Source organism: Sphingomonas sp. G5, from assembly GCF_052660795.1.
Map to the genome: position 1 here is coordinate 3,265,829 of NZ_CP109660.1, position 14,710 is coordinate 3,280,538.

Genomic DNA, 14,710 nt, shown 5'->3' on the forward strand with positions numbered 1-14,710 from the left:
TCCGCCTGGGCTGCGGAGGACATGACGCGAGTGGAGGACCGCAGGCGCGGCATCCATCCTCCCCTCCCAAAATCCCCTCCCCCCGAGCAAACTCCCGCGCTGCGGCACGCGCCCCGAGCAGGGAGGACATGACGCGAGCGGAGGACCGCACACGCGGCATCCACCCTCCGCTCCCGCAATCCCCTCCCCCCGAGCAAACTCCCGCGCTGCGGCACGCGCCCCGAGCAGGGAGGACACGACGCGAGCGGAGGACCGCACACGCGGCATCCACCCTCCCCTCCCAAAATCCCCTCCCCCGAGCATGCCCCCCGACTTTCCACGACCGTCGGGCAGGATGGATGCCGTGGGCACACCGGCATCCGAGGTCTATTCCGTCGCGGGAGAACGTCGGCGCGGAAACGCGCCGCGGTGGGCGGCGACGCTCGTGCTGGGGCTGCTGCAGGTCGAGGAGGACGCACCGTCGGTGTCGGAGACCGTGATTCGTCGGGTCGACGGATCGCTCGTCAGACGGCTGAAGCCGGGCAGTGTCTCGCATTTCGAGAAGCAGATCTCCGAGGTCACCGCCGACCTCGCATCGATGGATGCCGTGCCCTTCGCGCGGAAGTGGATCGCCGAGCCCGACGCGGCCCCGGTGGGCGACGAGACGGCATCCGGCTGACACCTCGTCGCCGGTCCGACGCCGTCAGCGGCGTGTGGCCCCGCGGGGAACACCGCCCGGACAAGAGCGGACGCGCGAGAATGGTCCCATGAGCCTGCGCATCACCGACGACCCCGCCGCCGACGAGCTGCTGTCGAGCAATCCGCTCGCTCTGCTGATCGGCATGCTGCTCGACCAGCAGGTCGCGATGGAGACGGCGTTCGCGGGGCCCCTCAAGATCCAGGAGCGCACCGGGTCGATGGATGCCGGCACGATCGCGGAACAGGACCCCGACGACTTCGCCGCCGCGTTCTCGCAGTCGCCCGCGGTGCACCGCTACCCGGGATCGATGGCGGGGCGCGTGCAGGCGCTCTGCGCGGCGATCGTGGAGGACTGGGACGGCAAGGCCGAGAACCTGTGGACGCGCGACGATCCCGACGGCAAGACCGTGCTGAAGCGCCTGAAGGCGCTCCCCGGCTTCGGCGAGCAGAAAGCGAAGATCTTCCTCGCCCTGCTCGGCAAGCAGCGCGGTTTCGACGGCGCCGGCTGGCGCGAGGCGTCGGCCCCCTACGGCGAGGACGGTTCGTTCCGCTCGGTGGCCGACATCGTGGACCCGGAGTCGCTCACCAAGGTGCGCGAGACCAAGCGGGCCGCGAAAGCGGCCGCGAAGGACGCGACGACGACGTAAACGCTGCCTCCTTCACCGGAGAGACCTGATCGCGAGGGCGACCGCCCTCACCTCACGGATGCGGCGCTCGTACGTGGCCGCGATCACGATGAGGAGCACACCGGCGATGCCGAGCCATAGCCACCACAGGCCAGAGGCACTCTCGTAGAGCGACGTGATCCACGGCCAGAGCTGGGCGACGGCGTGGACGATCAGCACGATGCCGCCGAGCAGAACCGGGGCCTGCCACCGGAACCGGGCACCGACCAGCAGCGTCGCCAGAGCGATGACGCCGAGAGCGAGGACGCGCCACAGCGCGTTGCCGCTCGAGAAGTCGAACAGCAGCGAGGGGACGAGCAGCAGCGCCAGACCGATACCGAGTGCCGGCCACGTCCGCAACGCTGGACGCTGACGGAGGGTCCGGATGCCGTGGACCAGGAGCGCCGCAGCGAGCGGCGCCGTGGCCGCCTCCACGGGATCGGCACTGCCGAGAACGATCGCCAGGAGCGCGAGGACGGCCGACAGGCCGATCACGGCCCACCGCACGGCCGCATCCCGCCACCACAGACCGACGGCGAGGACGGCGACGAGCGTCACGACCAGACGCAGGGGGCCCTCGCCCGTGGCCGAGAGACGGGTGGCGGTGAGAGCCACCGCGACAGCGGGAGCGGCGATCGCGAGAGCCTGGGACAGCCCGGGCAGGACGTCCGTGCGCCGACGGCGGAGGAGGACGGCCGTGACCACCAGAGGAACGGTCGCGGCGACGAGCCAGAGGTCGAACAGCGCGGTCGCGAGCTGGTGCAGGCCGCGCAGCGACGCGGCCACGATCAGCCCGAGGGAGGCGACGGCGATCAGCGGGGTCGCCAGCGGGGCGAGCGCGCCGCGAAGCAGAACAGCCCCGACCACCAGCACGGCGATCGCCGCCAGCGTCACGCCGATCGCGCGCACCAGCGACGCGTCGGCGAGCGCCGCTGAGGGCAGGAGTCCGACCGCCGCACCGCCGACGGCGAACAGCACCGAGGCCGGGGCGACCGGGCGGCGACGGTCGAAGAGAGCGGCAGCGATCCACACGAGCGCGAGAGGAACGGTCGCCCACTCGATCGGGCGGACATCCGCCCCCACGCCGATGAGGGCGACGAGGCCCGCTCCGGAGTGCGCGGTGATCGCGAGCGGCATTCCCCCGAGCCGGTGGCGCACGCGCAGGGCGGCGACGCCGACGGCACCGAGCAGCACGACCGCGATCACCATGCGCCCGATCGGGCCGCCGTCGACGGCGACCAGCACAGCCGATCCGAGCGCGAGGAGTGCGGCGGCCCCGACCAGAGCGCTGCGCGCGGACGACCCCGCCCACGGGGCCGGGCGTCGCGCGACGCCCGCGGCGGCTGCGCCGATCGCCGCGACCGACACCACGACCACGAGATCCGCGATGCCGATGCCGCCCCGGTCGACGGAGCGTACGAGCTGCGCGACCGTGAGCAGCACGAGCGCGAGCGCCCCGGCGGCGGCGACCGCGACGGGGAGTTCGTCGGGGGTCCGCGGCGGACGTACCCAGGCCCCGACCACCAGGACCGCGGCCGAGAGGACCGCAACCGCCAGCACGTGGACGAGATCTCCCGGGGCCGAGAGGGCGCTGGGAGCGAGCGCGACGGTGGTTCCCGCGGCGGCGATCACCGCGGGCGTGACCGCGGAACGATCCCCTCCCAGCCGCCGAGCGCGCTCGTGACCGGCCGCGATGCCGAGCAGCGCGATGCCGACCGGCACGGTGAAGAGCTCGACGGTCTCGGTCTGCTGCCAGAACAGTCGCGTCCACAGCGCGAGGGTGCCCAGCACGAGCGCGAGCCAGATGAGGTGCCGGCGCGGACCGCGAGAGCGGAAGAGACCGTCGCCGTCGGTCGCCCACAGCACAGCGGTCACCGCCGCGAGCAGGAGCGGAAGCCACCGGACTCCCTGCGAGGGGACGACGACGATCGACAGGGCGGCCACGAGCGCGGCCCCCGCGTCGAGACAGGCACGGGTGGACGTGTCCGCGCGGAGGAGGCGCAGGGCCGCCGCGGCGCTGACGAGGGCGATCGCCGCATAGACGATCGCCGGCACCAGCGGCAGCGGCTCGATCAGCCGGAGCGCAGAACCGGCCGCGCCCGCGACGAGCAGGGGCGTCATGATCGCCGCGAAGGGCCGCGCGACGCGCCACGGCCGGTACGGCGTCGTGAGGACAGCCGCCGACGCGACCGCGGCGACCAGCGCGCACACGAGCATCCAGCCGTCGGCCGCGGTGCCCGTGCGGAACCACAGCGCGGGGGCGGCGACCACCACGATCGCTGACAGGGCGGCGACGACGCCGGCGCTGCGTTGCGCGACGTCGAGACCCCGCCGTCGCCAGAGCGGGGCGACGACGGCGACGAGACACAGGGATGCCATCGCGAGAGGAACCGTGGTCGGCGTGGCGCCGGCGATGACGAGGTCGGCTCCGGCGCGCAGCGCCCCGGGAACGAGGACGGCGCTCCCCGACAGGAACAGGACGACCCCGACCGTGGACGGCACCCGGATACCGGGATGCGCGCCGGCGACCGCGGCGAGCACGGCGGCGACCACGACGCTGGACAGCCCCCACGCGAGCGGAGAGGAGAACGACGACAACCACCCCGCGCCGAGGGCGAGGAAACCCCCGACCGCGGCGAGGGAGATGTCGCCGCGACGGCGGCGGAGGACGATGACGGCGACCACGGCGAGCGCCAGGTACCAGGCGACCACGAGGATCACGACACGCAGCTGAGGTCCCGCGAGCAGAGCGACGGCCGCCCCGGCGATCAGCGCGGGAGTGCGGCGCTGCGCCCACGATCCCGACAGACGCCAGACCGCGACCGCGAGCAGGACGATTGCCGCGAGTGCGATCACGGCCGCCGTGCTGACGGCATCCGGGGCATCGAGGTCGAGGGCGGACCGCCCGAAGACGACGATCGACCGAACCACCACGGCTCCGACAGCATTCATCGCGGCGACCAGCGGCAGGATCGCGGCGACGGCGGCGGCGATCGCCGCGGCCAGAGAAGCGACGACGACGGTCGTCCGCCCGAGGCCCGGAGCGGCGCGACGCGCGGCGGCGTCGAGCCCCAGCGCGACGGCCGAGGCGACGAGCACCGGGACGGTGACCGACAGGGTCGCGTCGGCCGCACGGACGACCGTGCCCGCGATCTCCACCCCGAGGACGACGACCGCGGCTACCGCGGCCGTCGGCGCCAGGCTCGCGGCACCTCGGCGCGCGAACGACCGGGCGTGGAGGGCGAGACCGAGGGCGAGCACCGCACCGAGGACCGCGGGGGTCGCCGTGCTGCGCGGGTCGACGATCAGGGCGGAGGTCATCGCGACGACCGCACCGACGGCGGCGAGACCCCGGACGACCGCGATCTCGATCGTCAACGCCGGGCGAGGAGCCCGAGCGAGGAGCGGCGCGAACGGTGCCGCGAGGGCCAGAAGCAGCAGCACCAGCCCCCACGCGTACCACCCGAGGGCCGCATCGCGCGTGAAGAGACCGGCGACCAGCATCGCGGGCCCGACCGCGAGGGCCGCGACGGCGACCGAGAGCGGAGCGCGCAGGCGCGACAGACGCGACCAGCCCACGAACGCGGCACCCGCGACCACCGTCGTCGCGCCCCAGTACACGCTCGGTTCGAGGCTCGCCGCCCCGCCCAGGTCATTGGCGCGGACGGCCCAGACATCGAGAGCCACGAAAGCGATCCCGAGCAGCGCGATGCCCTCGGAGGTGGCGCCGAGACCGCGTCGGCGCAGGAACGACGCGGTGGCGATGATCGCGGCCGTGACGAGTCCGATGATGACGGAGCGCAGGACGAGGCCGCCGCTGATCCACGCGACGGTGAGGAAGAAGGCCGCGGCCACGGCGAGGAGGACCACGCCGACCGACAGGAGGAAGACCTGGACGCTCGAACGCCGGGGCGCGGACGGCCCCGCGGGGACGGGTGAGGACGGCTCCACGGGGGGAACACCGTCGGACGGGGGCACGGCCGGGGAGCCTGGTCCCGGCTGGACCAGCGGCCCCGGGGGGATCACCGGCCCCGACGGTGGCGCGAACACCACGTCGGCGGCTGCGACCGGAGCCGATGCCGTCGTCGAGAGCGGTGCGGGCGCAGCCGCGATCGAGTCGCCCGGGGGCGCCGCCACCGGGGATGGCAGCACCGCGTGGAGCTCGAGCGCCGGGGGAGCCGGCATCCGCTCGTCTTCTGCGCGGGCTGCCGCAGCCGCGGCCTCCGCATCACGGTGCACCCGCATGAGGACGTCGGCGCGCTCGTCGACGAGCGCGACGATCCGCTGGGACAGTTCGAGCACACGCGCCGTGCGCGCATCGGTCAGGTCGAGACCGCAGGAGGCACACGGGGATGCGGCGATCGGCGTGAAGCACGACGGGCAGCGCGAGGTGTCGACGAGTGCGCCCGGCCCCGGCGGCCATGCGAACCCGGAGAGTTGTGCCCCAGCGTCGACTTCCGTCATCGTGCCCCCTCGGCGTCGGTCGTCGCCCCAGGCTAGCGAAGTGCGAGGGCGGCGCCGAGGTTGTCCACCGCGTCCCTCCTCCCCAACCGGGGCGGCGAGCTCAGTGGCGCGGCGCGGAGCCCCCTGTCGTCTCCTCGAAGACCGTCTCTCCTGCCCGCACGGTCCGCACGACGCGCGCGCTCAGCAGCGTGGCCGCGCCCTCGGCGAAGGGGTCGGCATCGAGGACGGCGAAATCCGCCGCGAAACCGGGGGCCAGCCGCCCGCGCCAGTCGCCGTCGCCCACCGAGGCCGCCGTGTCGCGCGTGGCGTGGGCGATGCTGTCGGCCAGCGGCAGGGCGAACTGGGGATGCACCGCCGGAACCGACGTGTCCAGCGCAGAGGCCCGGGTCGTCGCGACGTACATGTTCGCGAGAGCGTCGTACGGGGCGGTCGGGGCGTCGGTCGAGAAAGCCAGCAGCGTCCCCGCCTGCTCGTACTCCGGCCACGCGAAGGCTCGGTCGGCGCGCTCGTCGCCCAGCATGGCGGCCCAGTTCGGGTAGATCGCCGGGTCGGCGTGCACGGGCTGCATGGATGCCGTGACCCCGAGGCGTGCCATCCGCTCGGCGGTTCCGGGAGCGGCGTACTCGAGGTGCTCGATGCGGTGGCGCCGGGGCAGCTCGCCGTTGGCGGCGTAGGCGCGCTCGAGCGCGGTGAGTGCGTCGTCGCTCGCGGCGTCGCCGATCGCGTGCATGGCGATCTGCAGGCCCGCGGCGTCGGCGGCGCCCACGACCGGCGCGAGGTCGATGAGCGGCCAGATGGGTGCGGCGTTCGATCCGTCGGCGTAGGGCGCGCCCATCGCCGCCGTGCACGCGTCGATCGTGCCGTCGAGGATGAGCTTGATACCCACCACCCGCACCCACGACGATCGGGTGCGCTCCACCAGCTCGATCACGCGGTCGATCTGCGCGAGGTTCTGTTCGCGATCGCCCGTGTTCTCGACGAGCCAGTGCGCGGCGAGCCGGATCGGGAGCGTGCCACCGTGCCGCTCCGCCGCCCGCTCGAAGGCGGCGAGGCCGTGCTCGTTGAACGCCATGTCCACCACGCCGACCACCCCGGCGCGCACGTATGCGTCGATGACGCGATCGACCGCCGCATCGCGCTCGGCGTCGGTCGTCGAGGAGTCGCGGCGAGCCCAGGCGTACCGGATCGCGGCCGTCTCGAACAGCATGCCGTTCGGCTCCCCGTCGACGTCGCGGCCGATCTCGCCCCCGAGCGGATCGGGAGTGTCCCGAGTGATGCCGAGTTCGGCCAGAGCGGCGGAGTTCACCCAGCACGAGTGGTAGTCGTTGGCATCCAGGTACACGGGGACGTCGGAGACGACGGCGTCGATCATCGCCGCGGTCGGAGCCCCGCCGGGGACCGAGTCGAAGAGCCACCCGCGACCCCAGATCGCCGTCGCATCGGGCGCTGCGTCGCGCGCCTCGCGAAGGAGCGCCTGGATCGCATCGAGCGAACGCGCGTCGGTCAGCGGCACCTGCGCCAGGGCCGCGCCCATCATCAGCAGGTGGGTGTGGGCGTCGGTGAAGCCCGGGAGCACCACGGCTCCCTCCAGGTCGACCACCGTGTCTGCGGCGAACGCCAGCGCCTCGGATCCGATGGCGGCGATCGTCTCGCCGTCGACGGCCATGGCATCCGTCCACTGCCGACTCGGATCGGTGTGGGCGGTGAAGATCCGCCCCCCGCGGTAGAGCGTGCGCGTCATGCTGCCTCCTTCGCGGCGCGCTCGAGCCGTCGGGAGAGCACGCCGATGATGCCGGCCGGAACGGCCAGGACGAAGCTCGCCAGGGCGAGCGTGAGGGCGAAGCCCTGGTATCCCAGGAACCCCACCAGGGATGCGCCGATCACCGGCGTGAGCGCCGAGCCGACGAGGTAGGTCGCCAGCAACGGACCGGACCACCGACCGTCGACGTCGAGGGCCGAAGCGGTGGCGACGAAGTACATGAAGGCGACCGCGTAGATCGTGTTCCACGCGATGAAGACCACGACGAAAAGGGTCGGGTCGGACACGGAGCCTTCGACGATCTTCAGGATGCCGCCGGCCACCAGCAGCACGACGAGCGGGATGCCTCGACCCAGGCGATCGCCGACCGCGACGAGGGCGATCGTGCCGAGCAGGCCGCCGGCAGTGGCACCGCTGAGCGCGAGACTGAGCCCCTCGGGCGTCAGACCGGCGTTGTCGGCGCCCATGACCCCGGCCATGGCCCACAGCGAATCCTCGCTCGCGGCCCACAGGGCGAAGACCACGAGGAGCACGAAGCCCGCGATCGTGACCACGCGCGAGGGCGGCGCGGCCGTGCGGAGGGTTCCGGTGGGCGGCACCTCGATGGGGACGGCTTCGCCGACCGCCGCCGCCGCGTGCACGCTGGCGGCCGGGGCTGCCGGCATCCACGAGACCGTCAGAAGGGCGATGAGGCTGAACAGTGCCATCGACCCGAAGACGTCGAGCGGGGCGAGACCGATGAGCGGGACGACGGCGAGGATGATCGTGATCAGGCCGCGATTGGCGAGACCGTTCAGGCCCGCCACGCGATCGGGGTTGCGGAACGCGGCGAGCGCGGCACCCGCGGCGGCGACGGCCCCGCCCGCGCCGACACCGCCGACCAGCAGCCCGGTCACGACGAGGGCAGGGAGGAGCGCCGCAGCACCGAAACCCACGATCGCGAGGATCAGGCCGACCCGCGCGACCAGGCGGCGGCGCGGTCCCGCGCACGCGGGGGCGACGGCGAGGCCGACGAGGGCGGTGAGCAGCAGGGTGGCGGTGACGATCCAGCTCGCGGTGAGCACGTCGGCGCCGATACCGGCCTGGACGGCGGCGATCATGTACGGCGACATGTTGACGCCGAGGTAGCCCGCGATACCGACGAGGAACGTCGAGGAGGCGGTGGGGAAACGGATGGGGAGCCGGGCGGCGCCGACGGATGTCGGAGTGGTCTGAACGGGAGTGGACACGGGAACCTCTCGGGGGAGCCGGCGAGCGGCGGACACGGGATGGGCCGGGACGCGTCGTCGTCGAGCGCGTCCGGTGACCCGAGGCTAGGGACCGTGTGTTTCGGTCTCCGTGCTCGTTGTGTTTCCCTGACATTAAACGTTTAAGTACGCGAGCCCGCAAGACGTCGCCGCACGGTCACCCCGATCCCGCGTCCGGTAACGTTACTGCTCGTGACCCCGCGCAAGCCGACGCTCCACGACGTGGCCGCCGGCGCGGGCGTCTCGATCGCCGCCGCGTCCTTCGCACTCCGGGGGAAATCGGGGGTGTCTGCTGAGACACGCGACCGCGTGACGGCCGTCGCCCGCGACCTCGGCTATTCGGTCAACATGCCCGCCCGGAACCTCCGCACCGCCCGATCGGGGGCCGTCGGACTCCACCTCCCGGCGGGAACGACCCACCTCCCGTACTACACCGACTTCGCCTTCGGAGTCGTCGATGCCGCGGATCGCCACGGACTGTCGGTGATCCTGCTCCCCCATCGCGACGACGCCGCGAGCGGCGCCCCGGCATCGTTCGTCGACGGATATGTCGTGGTCGACGCCTCGATCGAGGATGCCGGCATCCGAGCCCTGCTCGACTCCGGTCGTCCCGTGGTCAGCGGCGAACACGTCTTCGGCGGGATGGGACGCACGAGTGCGAGCGTCGCCATCGATCACGCCGCCGCCCTGCGACGTCTGCTCGCCCACCTGAGCGAGCGCGGGGCGCAGCGCATCGCGGCGGTCCTCCCTCCCGACGGGACCGCATGGAGCCGGGAACTCGCCGAAACCTACGAGAGCTGGGCCCGCGAGCACGGCCTCGACGGCCTGTCACGAACCGTCTCGTTCGTGCCGACGGCGGCCGAGATCGCCACCGTGGTGACGGAGATCGTCGCCGACCCCACCGTGGACGCCGTCGTCATCGCCCCGAGCGGATCGGCGGCGACCGCCCTCGCCGCCGCCGCCCGCGCGGGGCGCCGGGTCGGCGACGACCTGCTCGTCGCTGCCTGCGTCGACGAGCCCGCCCACGCCCTGCTCTCACCGCCGGTCACCTCGATCGACCTCGCCGCGCGCGAGCTCGGTGCGGCATGCCTCGAGCTGCTCGTCGAGGTCTGGGATGCCGAGACCCTCGCCGATCCCGTCCGAGTCGCCCACCCGCGTCTCGTCGTGCGCGACAGCACGGCCGGACACGGGGGCGATCCGGGCGAGACGCTGCACCCCGCGACCTAGGGTGGACATCGTGCGGGTGCGGTTCTTCGGCGGATTGAGCGTCGACACGGGCGAAGGGCACGTCACGGTGCCCGGCCGCGGGCAGCAGTCGCTCCTGCTGCGCCTCGCCGTCGACGCCGGCACCACGGTGGGCTACCGGGCCCTGGCTGAGGACATCTGGGGCCTCGACACCCCCGACGATCCCCGCGCTGCACTGCAATCCCTCGTCTCGCGCCTGCGTCGGGCCCTCCCCACCGGCACGGTCTCATCGGCCCCCGGCGGCTATCGACTCGACCTGCCGCGGACGGCGATCGACATCACCTGCTTCCAGGATCTCGTCGCCCAGGCTCGCTCCACGGGCGATGCCGCACCGGCGCGGGAAGCATTGGCCCTGTGGAGCGGTGAGGTGTGGACCCCGCACGACGGGTTCGACTGGCTCGTCCGCGACCTGCTCGAGGACCGATCGCACGCCGAGCGCGTGGTCGCCACCGCTCCCCCGCCCGTGGCAGGGTCGTTCTCTGCTGCCGATGTCACGCCCGCCGCCCTCACCGCCCTCGTGGGTCGCGGGGTCGAGCTCGATGCCATCCGCGAACGTCTGACGACGGATCGCCTCGTCACCCTCATCGGTCCCGGCGGTGCGGGCAAGACCACCCTCGCCGTCGAGACGGTGCGCGCGGTCACCGACTCGATCGTCGTCGAGCTCGCCCCGGCCGCCGCGGGAGACGTATGGACGGCGATCGCGGGGGCGGTCGGTCGTCGCATCCGCCTCCCCGAGTCGGCAGGTGCGTCCCTCACCGCAGCCGAGCGCGTGGCCGAGGCCGTCACCGGTCGACGCGTCGTGATCGTGCTCGACAACTGCGAGCACGTCATCCACGAGGCCGCCGAGGCCGCCCTCGCTCTGCTGCGCATGAGCCCGGGAGTGCGCGTGCTGACCACGAGCCGCGAACCCCTCGGCATCCCGGGAGAAGCCTTCGTCGATCTCGGTCCGCTGCCGCCCGAAGACGCGGCCACGCTCTTCGCCCAGCGCGTGCGGTCGGCGCGGGGACGCGTTCCTGACGACGACGAGCGCGAAACCGCGCAGCGCATCGTGCGACGCCTCGACGGATTACCCCTCGCGATCGAGCTCGCCGCCGCCCGCTCCCGCACCCTGTCGCTCGCCGAGATCGACGCGGGACTCGACGACCGATTCGCGCTGCTGTCGAACGGGCCGCGGCTCAGTTCGCAGCGCCACCGCACCCTGCGTGCCCTCATCGACTGGAGCTGGGACACCCTCGGCGGGGGCGAACGCACCGCCCTGCAGGTCGCCGCGGTGTTCCCCGACGGAATCGGAGCGGCCGACGCTGCCGCCGTGGCTCGCGCCTTCGACAGGGATGCCGCCGATTTCGACGCCCTCGTCGACCGCTCGCTGCTCGTCCGACGCGAGGGACGTTTCCGCATGCTCGAAACCGTGCGCGAGTACGGCCTCGAACGCCTGCGCGAGGACGGGAACGAGGTGCCGTTCCGCGCGCGGGCGGCCGCAGTCCTGACCCGTCTCGCCGCACAGCGCGAGCAGACCGTGCGCGGACCGGGGCTGCGAGCGGCCCTCGCCTGGTTCGACGCGAACGACGAGAACCTGGCCGCAGCACTGCGCACCTACGTCGACTCGGGCGATCGGAGCGAGGGCATCCCGCTGCTGCGCAGCCTGCTGTGGCCCTGGGCGGTGCGCGAGCGCGGCGACGACCTGCGCCGCGCGGTCGGAGAGTTCGCCGACGCCGATGCCCCGCTCGACAGCGAGGCCCGGGTGGTGGTCGAGTCTCTCGCCCTCTTCTCCGCGTCGTTCCCCGAAGCCGGACGAACCGCGACCGTGACCCCCGAAGCATATGCGGTCCGCCGCGCCGAGCTCGAGGCGGCGGCGGCGGAGTACCCCTCCGAGGTGACGGCACTGGTGGCCCCGCTCCTGCGGCTGGCTGCGACCGTGATTCTCGCCGGAGGCGGCGAGGGCGAGCGCACCTGGCACGTCGAGGTGACCGATGACGAGCTCGCCGAGGCTCCCCCGTGGTCGCGCGCGATTCTGCACGCCCTGCGCGCGGGAGCCGCCCAGAACTCCGGCGACATGGACGTGCTCGGAGTCGAGAGCGCGAAGGCGTTGGAGATGTTCGAGATGATCGGCGACCCGTGGGGCACGGGTTTCGCCAGCCAGCTGCGCTCCGAATGGCTCGTGCTCGCCGACCGTCTCGACGAGGCGCTCGCCGTCATCGACCGCTCCGGCGACGCGATCCGCGGCCTCACCTCCGCGCCGGATCTGCTTCAGCAGGAGGCTCAGGCGGTCGGCATCCTCCTCCGCCTCGGCCGCCTCGACCTCGCCCGGCGGCGGGCGGCCGACATCGATCGCGCGGCGGCGGCGGACGGATCCGTTCGCGCGCTGGGGCAGGCGCGCATGACCGCGGCCCAGATCGAGATCGCCGCAGATGACGGCGACGCCGCCCTGCGCCAGATCGAGCGCATCGATCTGGCCGGGCAACCCGGCATCCCGGATCAGTTCCTCGCGTGGATCGACGCGCAGCGGGCCCAGGCTCTGCTGCTCCTGGGGCGTTGCGACGAGGCCCGCGACGTCCTGCGCACGGGGCTCACGCGCGCCGCCGACTCGCGGGACCATCCCATCATCGCCATCGTCCTGCTCACGGTGGCGGGATGGAACGCGGCCGTCGACCGCCTCGACCGCGCCGAGGAGGCACTCGCCCGGGCGGACGCCGTCCGCGGAGGCTCCGACGAACGCGCCCCCTTCGCCGTGTGGGTGCGCGAGCGCATGACAGCGGGCGCCGAGGTGACCCCGGCGCCCGCTGTCGGCATCCGTCCCGCTCTTTCGAAGGTGGATGCCGAGACCCTTCTCGCGTTGCTCGACTAGGCCTTGCGCATGTAGGCGCGCACCGTGAGCGGGGCGAACACCGCCACGATCACCGCCGCCCCGACGAGCGAGATGATCACGTCGGAGCCCGCCGTGCCGGTGTTGACGAGGTCGCGCACCGCGGTGACGAGGTGCGAGACGGGGTTCACGTCGACGAACCACTGCAGCCACGACGGCATGGTGTTCGAGGGCACGAACGCGTTCGACAGGAACGTCAGCGGGAACAGGATCAGCATCGAGATGCCCTGCACGCTCGACGCGCTGCGTGCGATGACGCCGAAGAACGCGAAGATCCAGCTGATCGCCCACGAGCAGGCGATGACGAGCAGGCCCGCGGCGACCACGGCCCAGATGCCGCCGGCCGGACGCAGACCCATGATGAAGCCCATCGTGAAGGTCAGCACGGTCGCGATCGCGTACCGCACCGTGTCGGCCAGCAGCGCCCCCGACAGCGGGGCGATACGAGCGATGGGAAGCGAGCGGAACCGGTCGAACACGCCCTTGTCCATGTCTTCGCGCAGCTGCGTGCCGGTGACGACCGAAGTCGTGATGACGGTCTGCACGAGGATGCCGGGAATGATGATCGGCAGGTAGCTCTGCACGTCTCCCGCGATCGCGCCGCCGAAGATGTACGTGAACATCAGGGTGAACAGGATCGGCTGCACTGTGACATCGATCAGCTGCTCGGGCGTGCGGCGGATCTTCAGCAGACCGCGGCCGGCCATCGTGACGGTGTTCTGCAGGGTCTGCGCGAGGCTCGCGGTGCGGGGCAGGTCGCGGGTGGCGGTGAGGGCGCTCATGGGCGGGCTCCTTCCAGGTCGGCGGCGCTCTCGCGCGCGGCGGTGTCGTCGGTCGGCACACCGGTGCCGGTGAGGGTGAGGAAGACCTCGTCGAGGGTGGGCTGCTGCACGCTGAACTCGCTCAGGTGCAGTCCTTCCTCGCGGAACGCCACGAGCAGGTCGGTGACCCGGTCGGGGTCGGACATGGGCACCGTGAGGCGCGCGGCCTCGGGCGAGACGATGGCCGTGGCATCGAGCACTCGTCCGACGGTCGCTCGCGCGGCGTCGAGGTCGGAACCCGGCTGCAACCGCAGGACGAGCGAGGCCTGGCCGACGGAGGCCTTGAGCTCGAGGGCCGTGCCCTCGGCGACGACGCGTCCGCGGTCGATGACGGCGATGCGGTCGGCGAGCTGGTCGGCTTCGTCGAGGTACTGCGTGGTGAGCACGACGGTGGATCCGGATGCCACGAGCCGGCGGATCGTGTCCCACATCTGTCCACGGGTGCGGGGGTCCAGGCCCGTGGTCGGCTCGTCGAGGAAGATGAGCGGCGGCTGCGCGATGAGAGAAGCCGCGAGGTCGAGCCGGCGACGCATGCCGCCGGAGAACTTCGCCAACGGACGGGATGCGGCCTCGGTGAGCCCGAACTCCTCGAGCAGCTCGCTCGCCTTGCGGCGCGCATCACCGCGGGACAGGCCCAGCAGTCGGCCGAAGATCATCAGGTTCTCGGTCGCGGAGAGCTTCTCGTCGACCGAGGCGAACTGCCCGGTCAGGCCGATGAGCTGCCGCACGACGTGCGGCTCGCGGGCCACGTCGTGGCCGAAGATCTCGGCCCGGCCGCCGTCGGGTCGCAGCAGCGTCGTGAGCATGCTGATGGTGGTGGTCTTGCCGGCGCCGTTGGGGCCGAGCACGCCGTAGACCGTGCCGGCCTCGACGACGAGATCGACGCCGTCGACGGCCCGGTTGGCGCCGAACGTCTTGACGAGCCCTTCGGCTCGGACCGCGGGAGTGCGGGTGGATGAAGTGGTCAT

The 14,710-nt window shown here is 72.7% G+C and carries 9 protein-coding genes; 4 read left to right on the forward strand and 5 right to left on the reverse strand.

All coding sequences use genetic code 11. The features are described 5' to 3' along the window. Positions 1–334: 334 nt before the first annotated feature. The gene (locus NE358_RS15490; RefSeq protein WP_289939906.1) at positions 335–658 is read left to right on the forward strand and encodes a hypothetical protein; all 324 of its coding nucleotides are present in this window, start codon (positions 335–337) and stop codon (positions 656–658) included. Positions 659–746: 88 nt separating this feature from the next. After that, the gene (locus tag NE358_RS15495) at positions 747–1,325 is read left to right on the forward strand and encodes an HhH-GPD-type base excision DNA repair protein (RefSeq protein WP_141378365.1); all 579 of its coding nucleotides are present in this window, start codon (positions 747–749) and stop codon (positions 1,323–1,325) included. Between the two features lie 12 nt (positions 1,326–1,337). Here the strand turns inward: NE358_RS15495 and NE358_RS15500 are convergent, their stop codons facing one another. From NE358_RS15500 to NE358_RS15510, 3 genes are all read right to left on the reverse strand, one after another. Continuing rightward, the gene (locus tag NE358_RS15500; RefSeq protein ID WP_289939910.1) at positions 1,338–5,807 is read right to left on the reverse strand and encodes an SCO7613 C-terminal domain-containing membrane protein; all 4,470 of its coding nucleotides are present in this window, start codon (positions 5,805–5,807) and stop codon (positions 1,338–1,340) included. A 100-nt stretch (positions 5,808–5,907) separates the two neighbouring features. After that, positions 5,908–7,548, reverse strand: coding sequence for an amidohydrolase (locus NE358_RS15505; protein ID WP_103208037.1), 1,641 nt, complete (start codon positions 7,546–7,548; stop codon positions 5,908–5,910). Then, positions 7,545–8,795: an MFS transporter gene (locus tag NE358_RS15510; protein ID WP_289939912.1), complete on the reverse strand. Its 1,251-nt coding sequence runs from the start codon at positions 8,793–8,795 to the stop codon at positions 7,545–7,547. Before NE358_RS15510 ends, NE358_RS15505 begins: the two co-directional genes overlap by 4 nt. A gap of 210 nt (positions 8,796–9,005) precedes the next feature. On the opposite strand from NE358_RS15510, the gene NE358_RS15515 reads away from it, so the two are divergent. Continuing rightward, positions 9,006–10,040 carry a LacI family DNA-binding transcriptional regulator gene (locus NE358_RS15515; protein ID WP_289939915.1) on the forward strand — a complete coding sequence of 345 codons (1,035 nt, stop codon included), beginning with the start codon at positions 9,006–9,008 and terminating at the stop codon, positions 10,038–10,040. 10 nt (positions 10,041–10,050) lie between these two features. Next, positions 10,051–12,903 (forward strand): ATP-binding protein, encoded by a 2,853-nt coding sequence (locus tag NE358_RS15520; RefSeq protein ID WP_289939917.1) that lies wholly within the window; start codon positions 10,051–10,053, stop codon positions 12,901–12,903. Here the strand turns inward: NE358_RS15520 and NE358_RS15525 are convergent. Further along, a complete protein-coding gene (locus NE358_RS15525; protein WP_116239503.1) occupies positions 12,900–13,703 on the reverse strand; it encodes an ABC transporter permease in 804 nt (267 codons plus the stop codon). The two genes, NE358_RS15520 and NE358_RS15525, sit on opposite strands and share 4 nt — an antisense overlap. Further along, on the reverse strand, positions 13,700–14,710 hold the full coding sequence (locus NE358_RS15530) for an ATP-binding cassette domain-containing protein (RefSeq protein ID WP_289939919.1): 1,011 nt from the start codon (positions 14,708–14,710) through the stop codon (positions 13,700–13,702). Before NE358_RS15530 ends, NE358_RS15525 begins: the two co-directional genes overlap by 4 nt.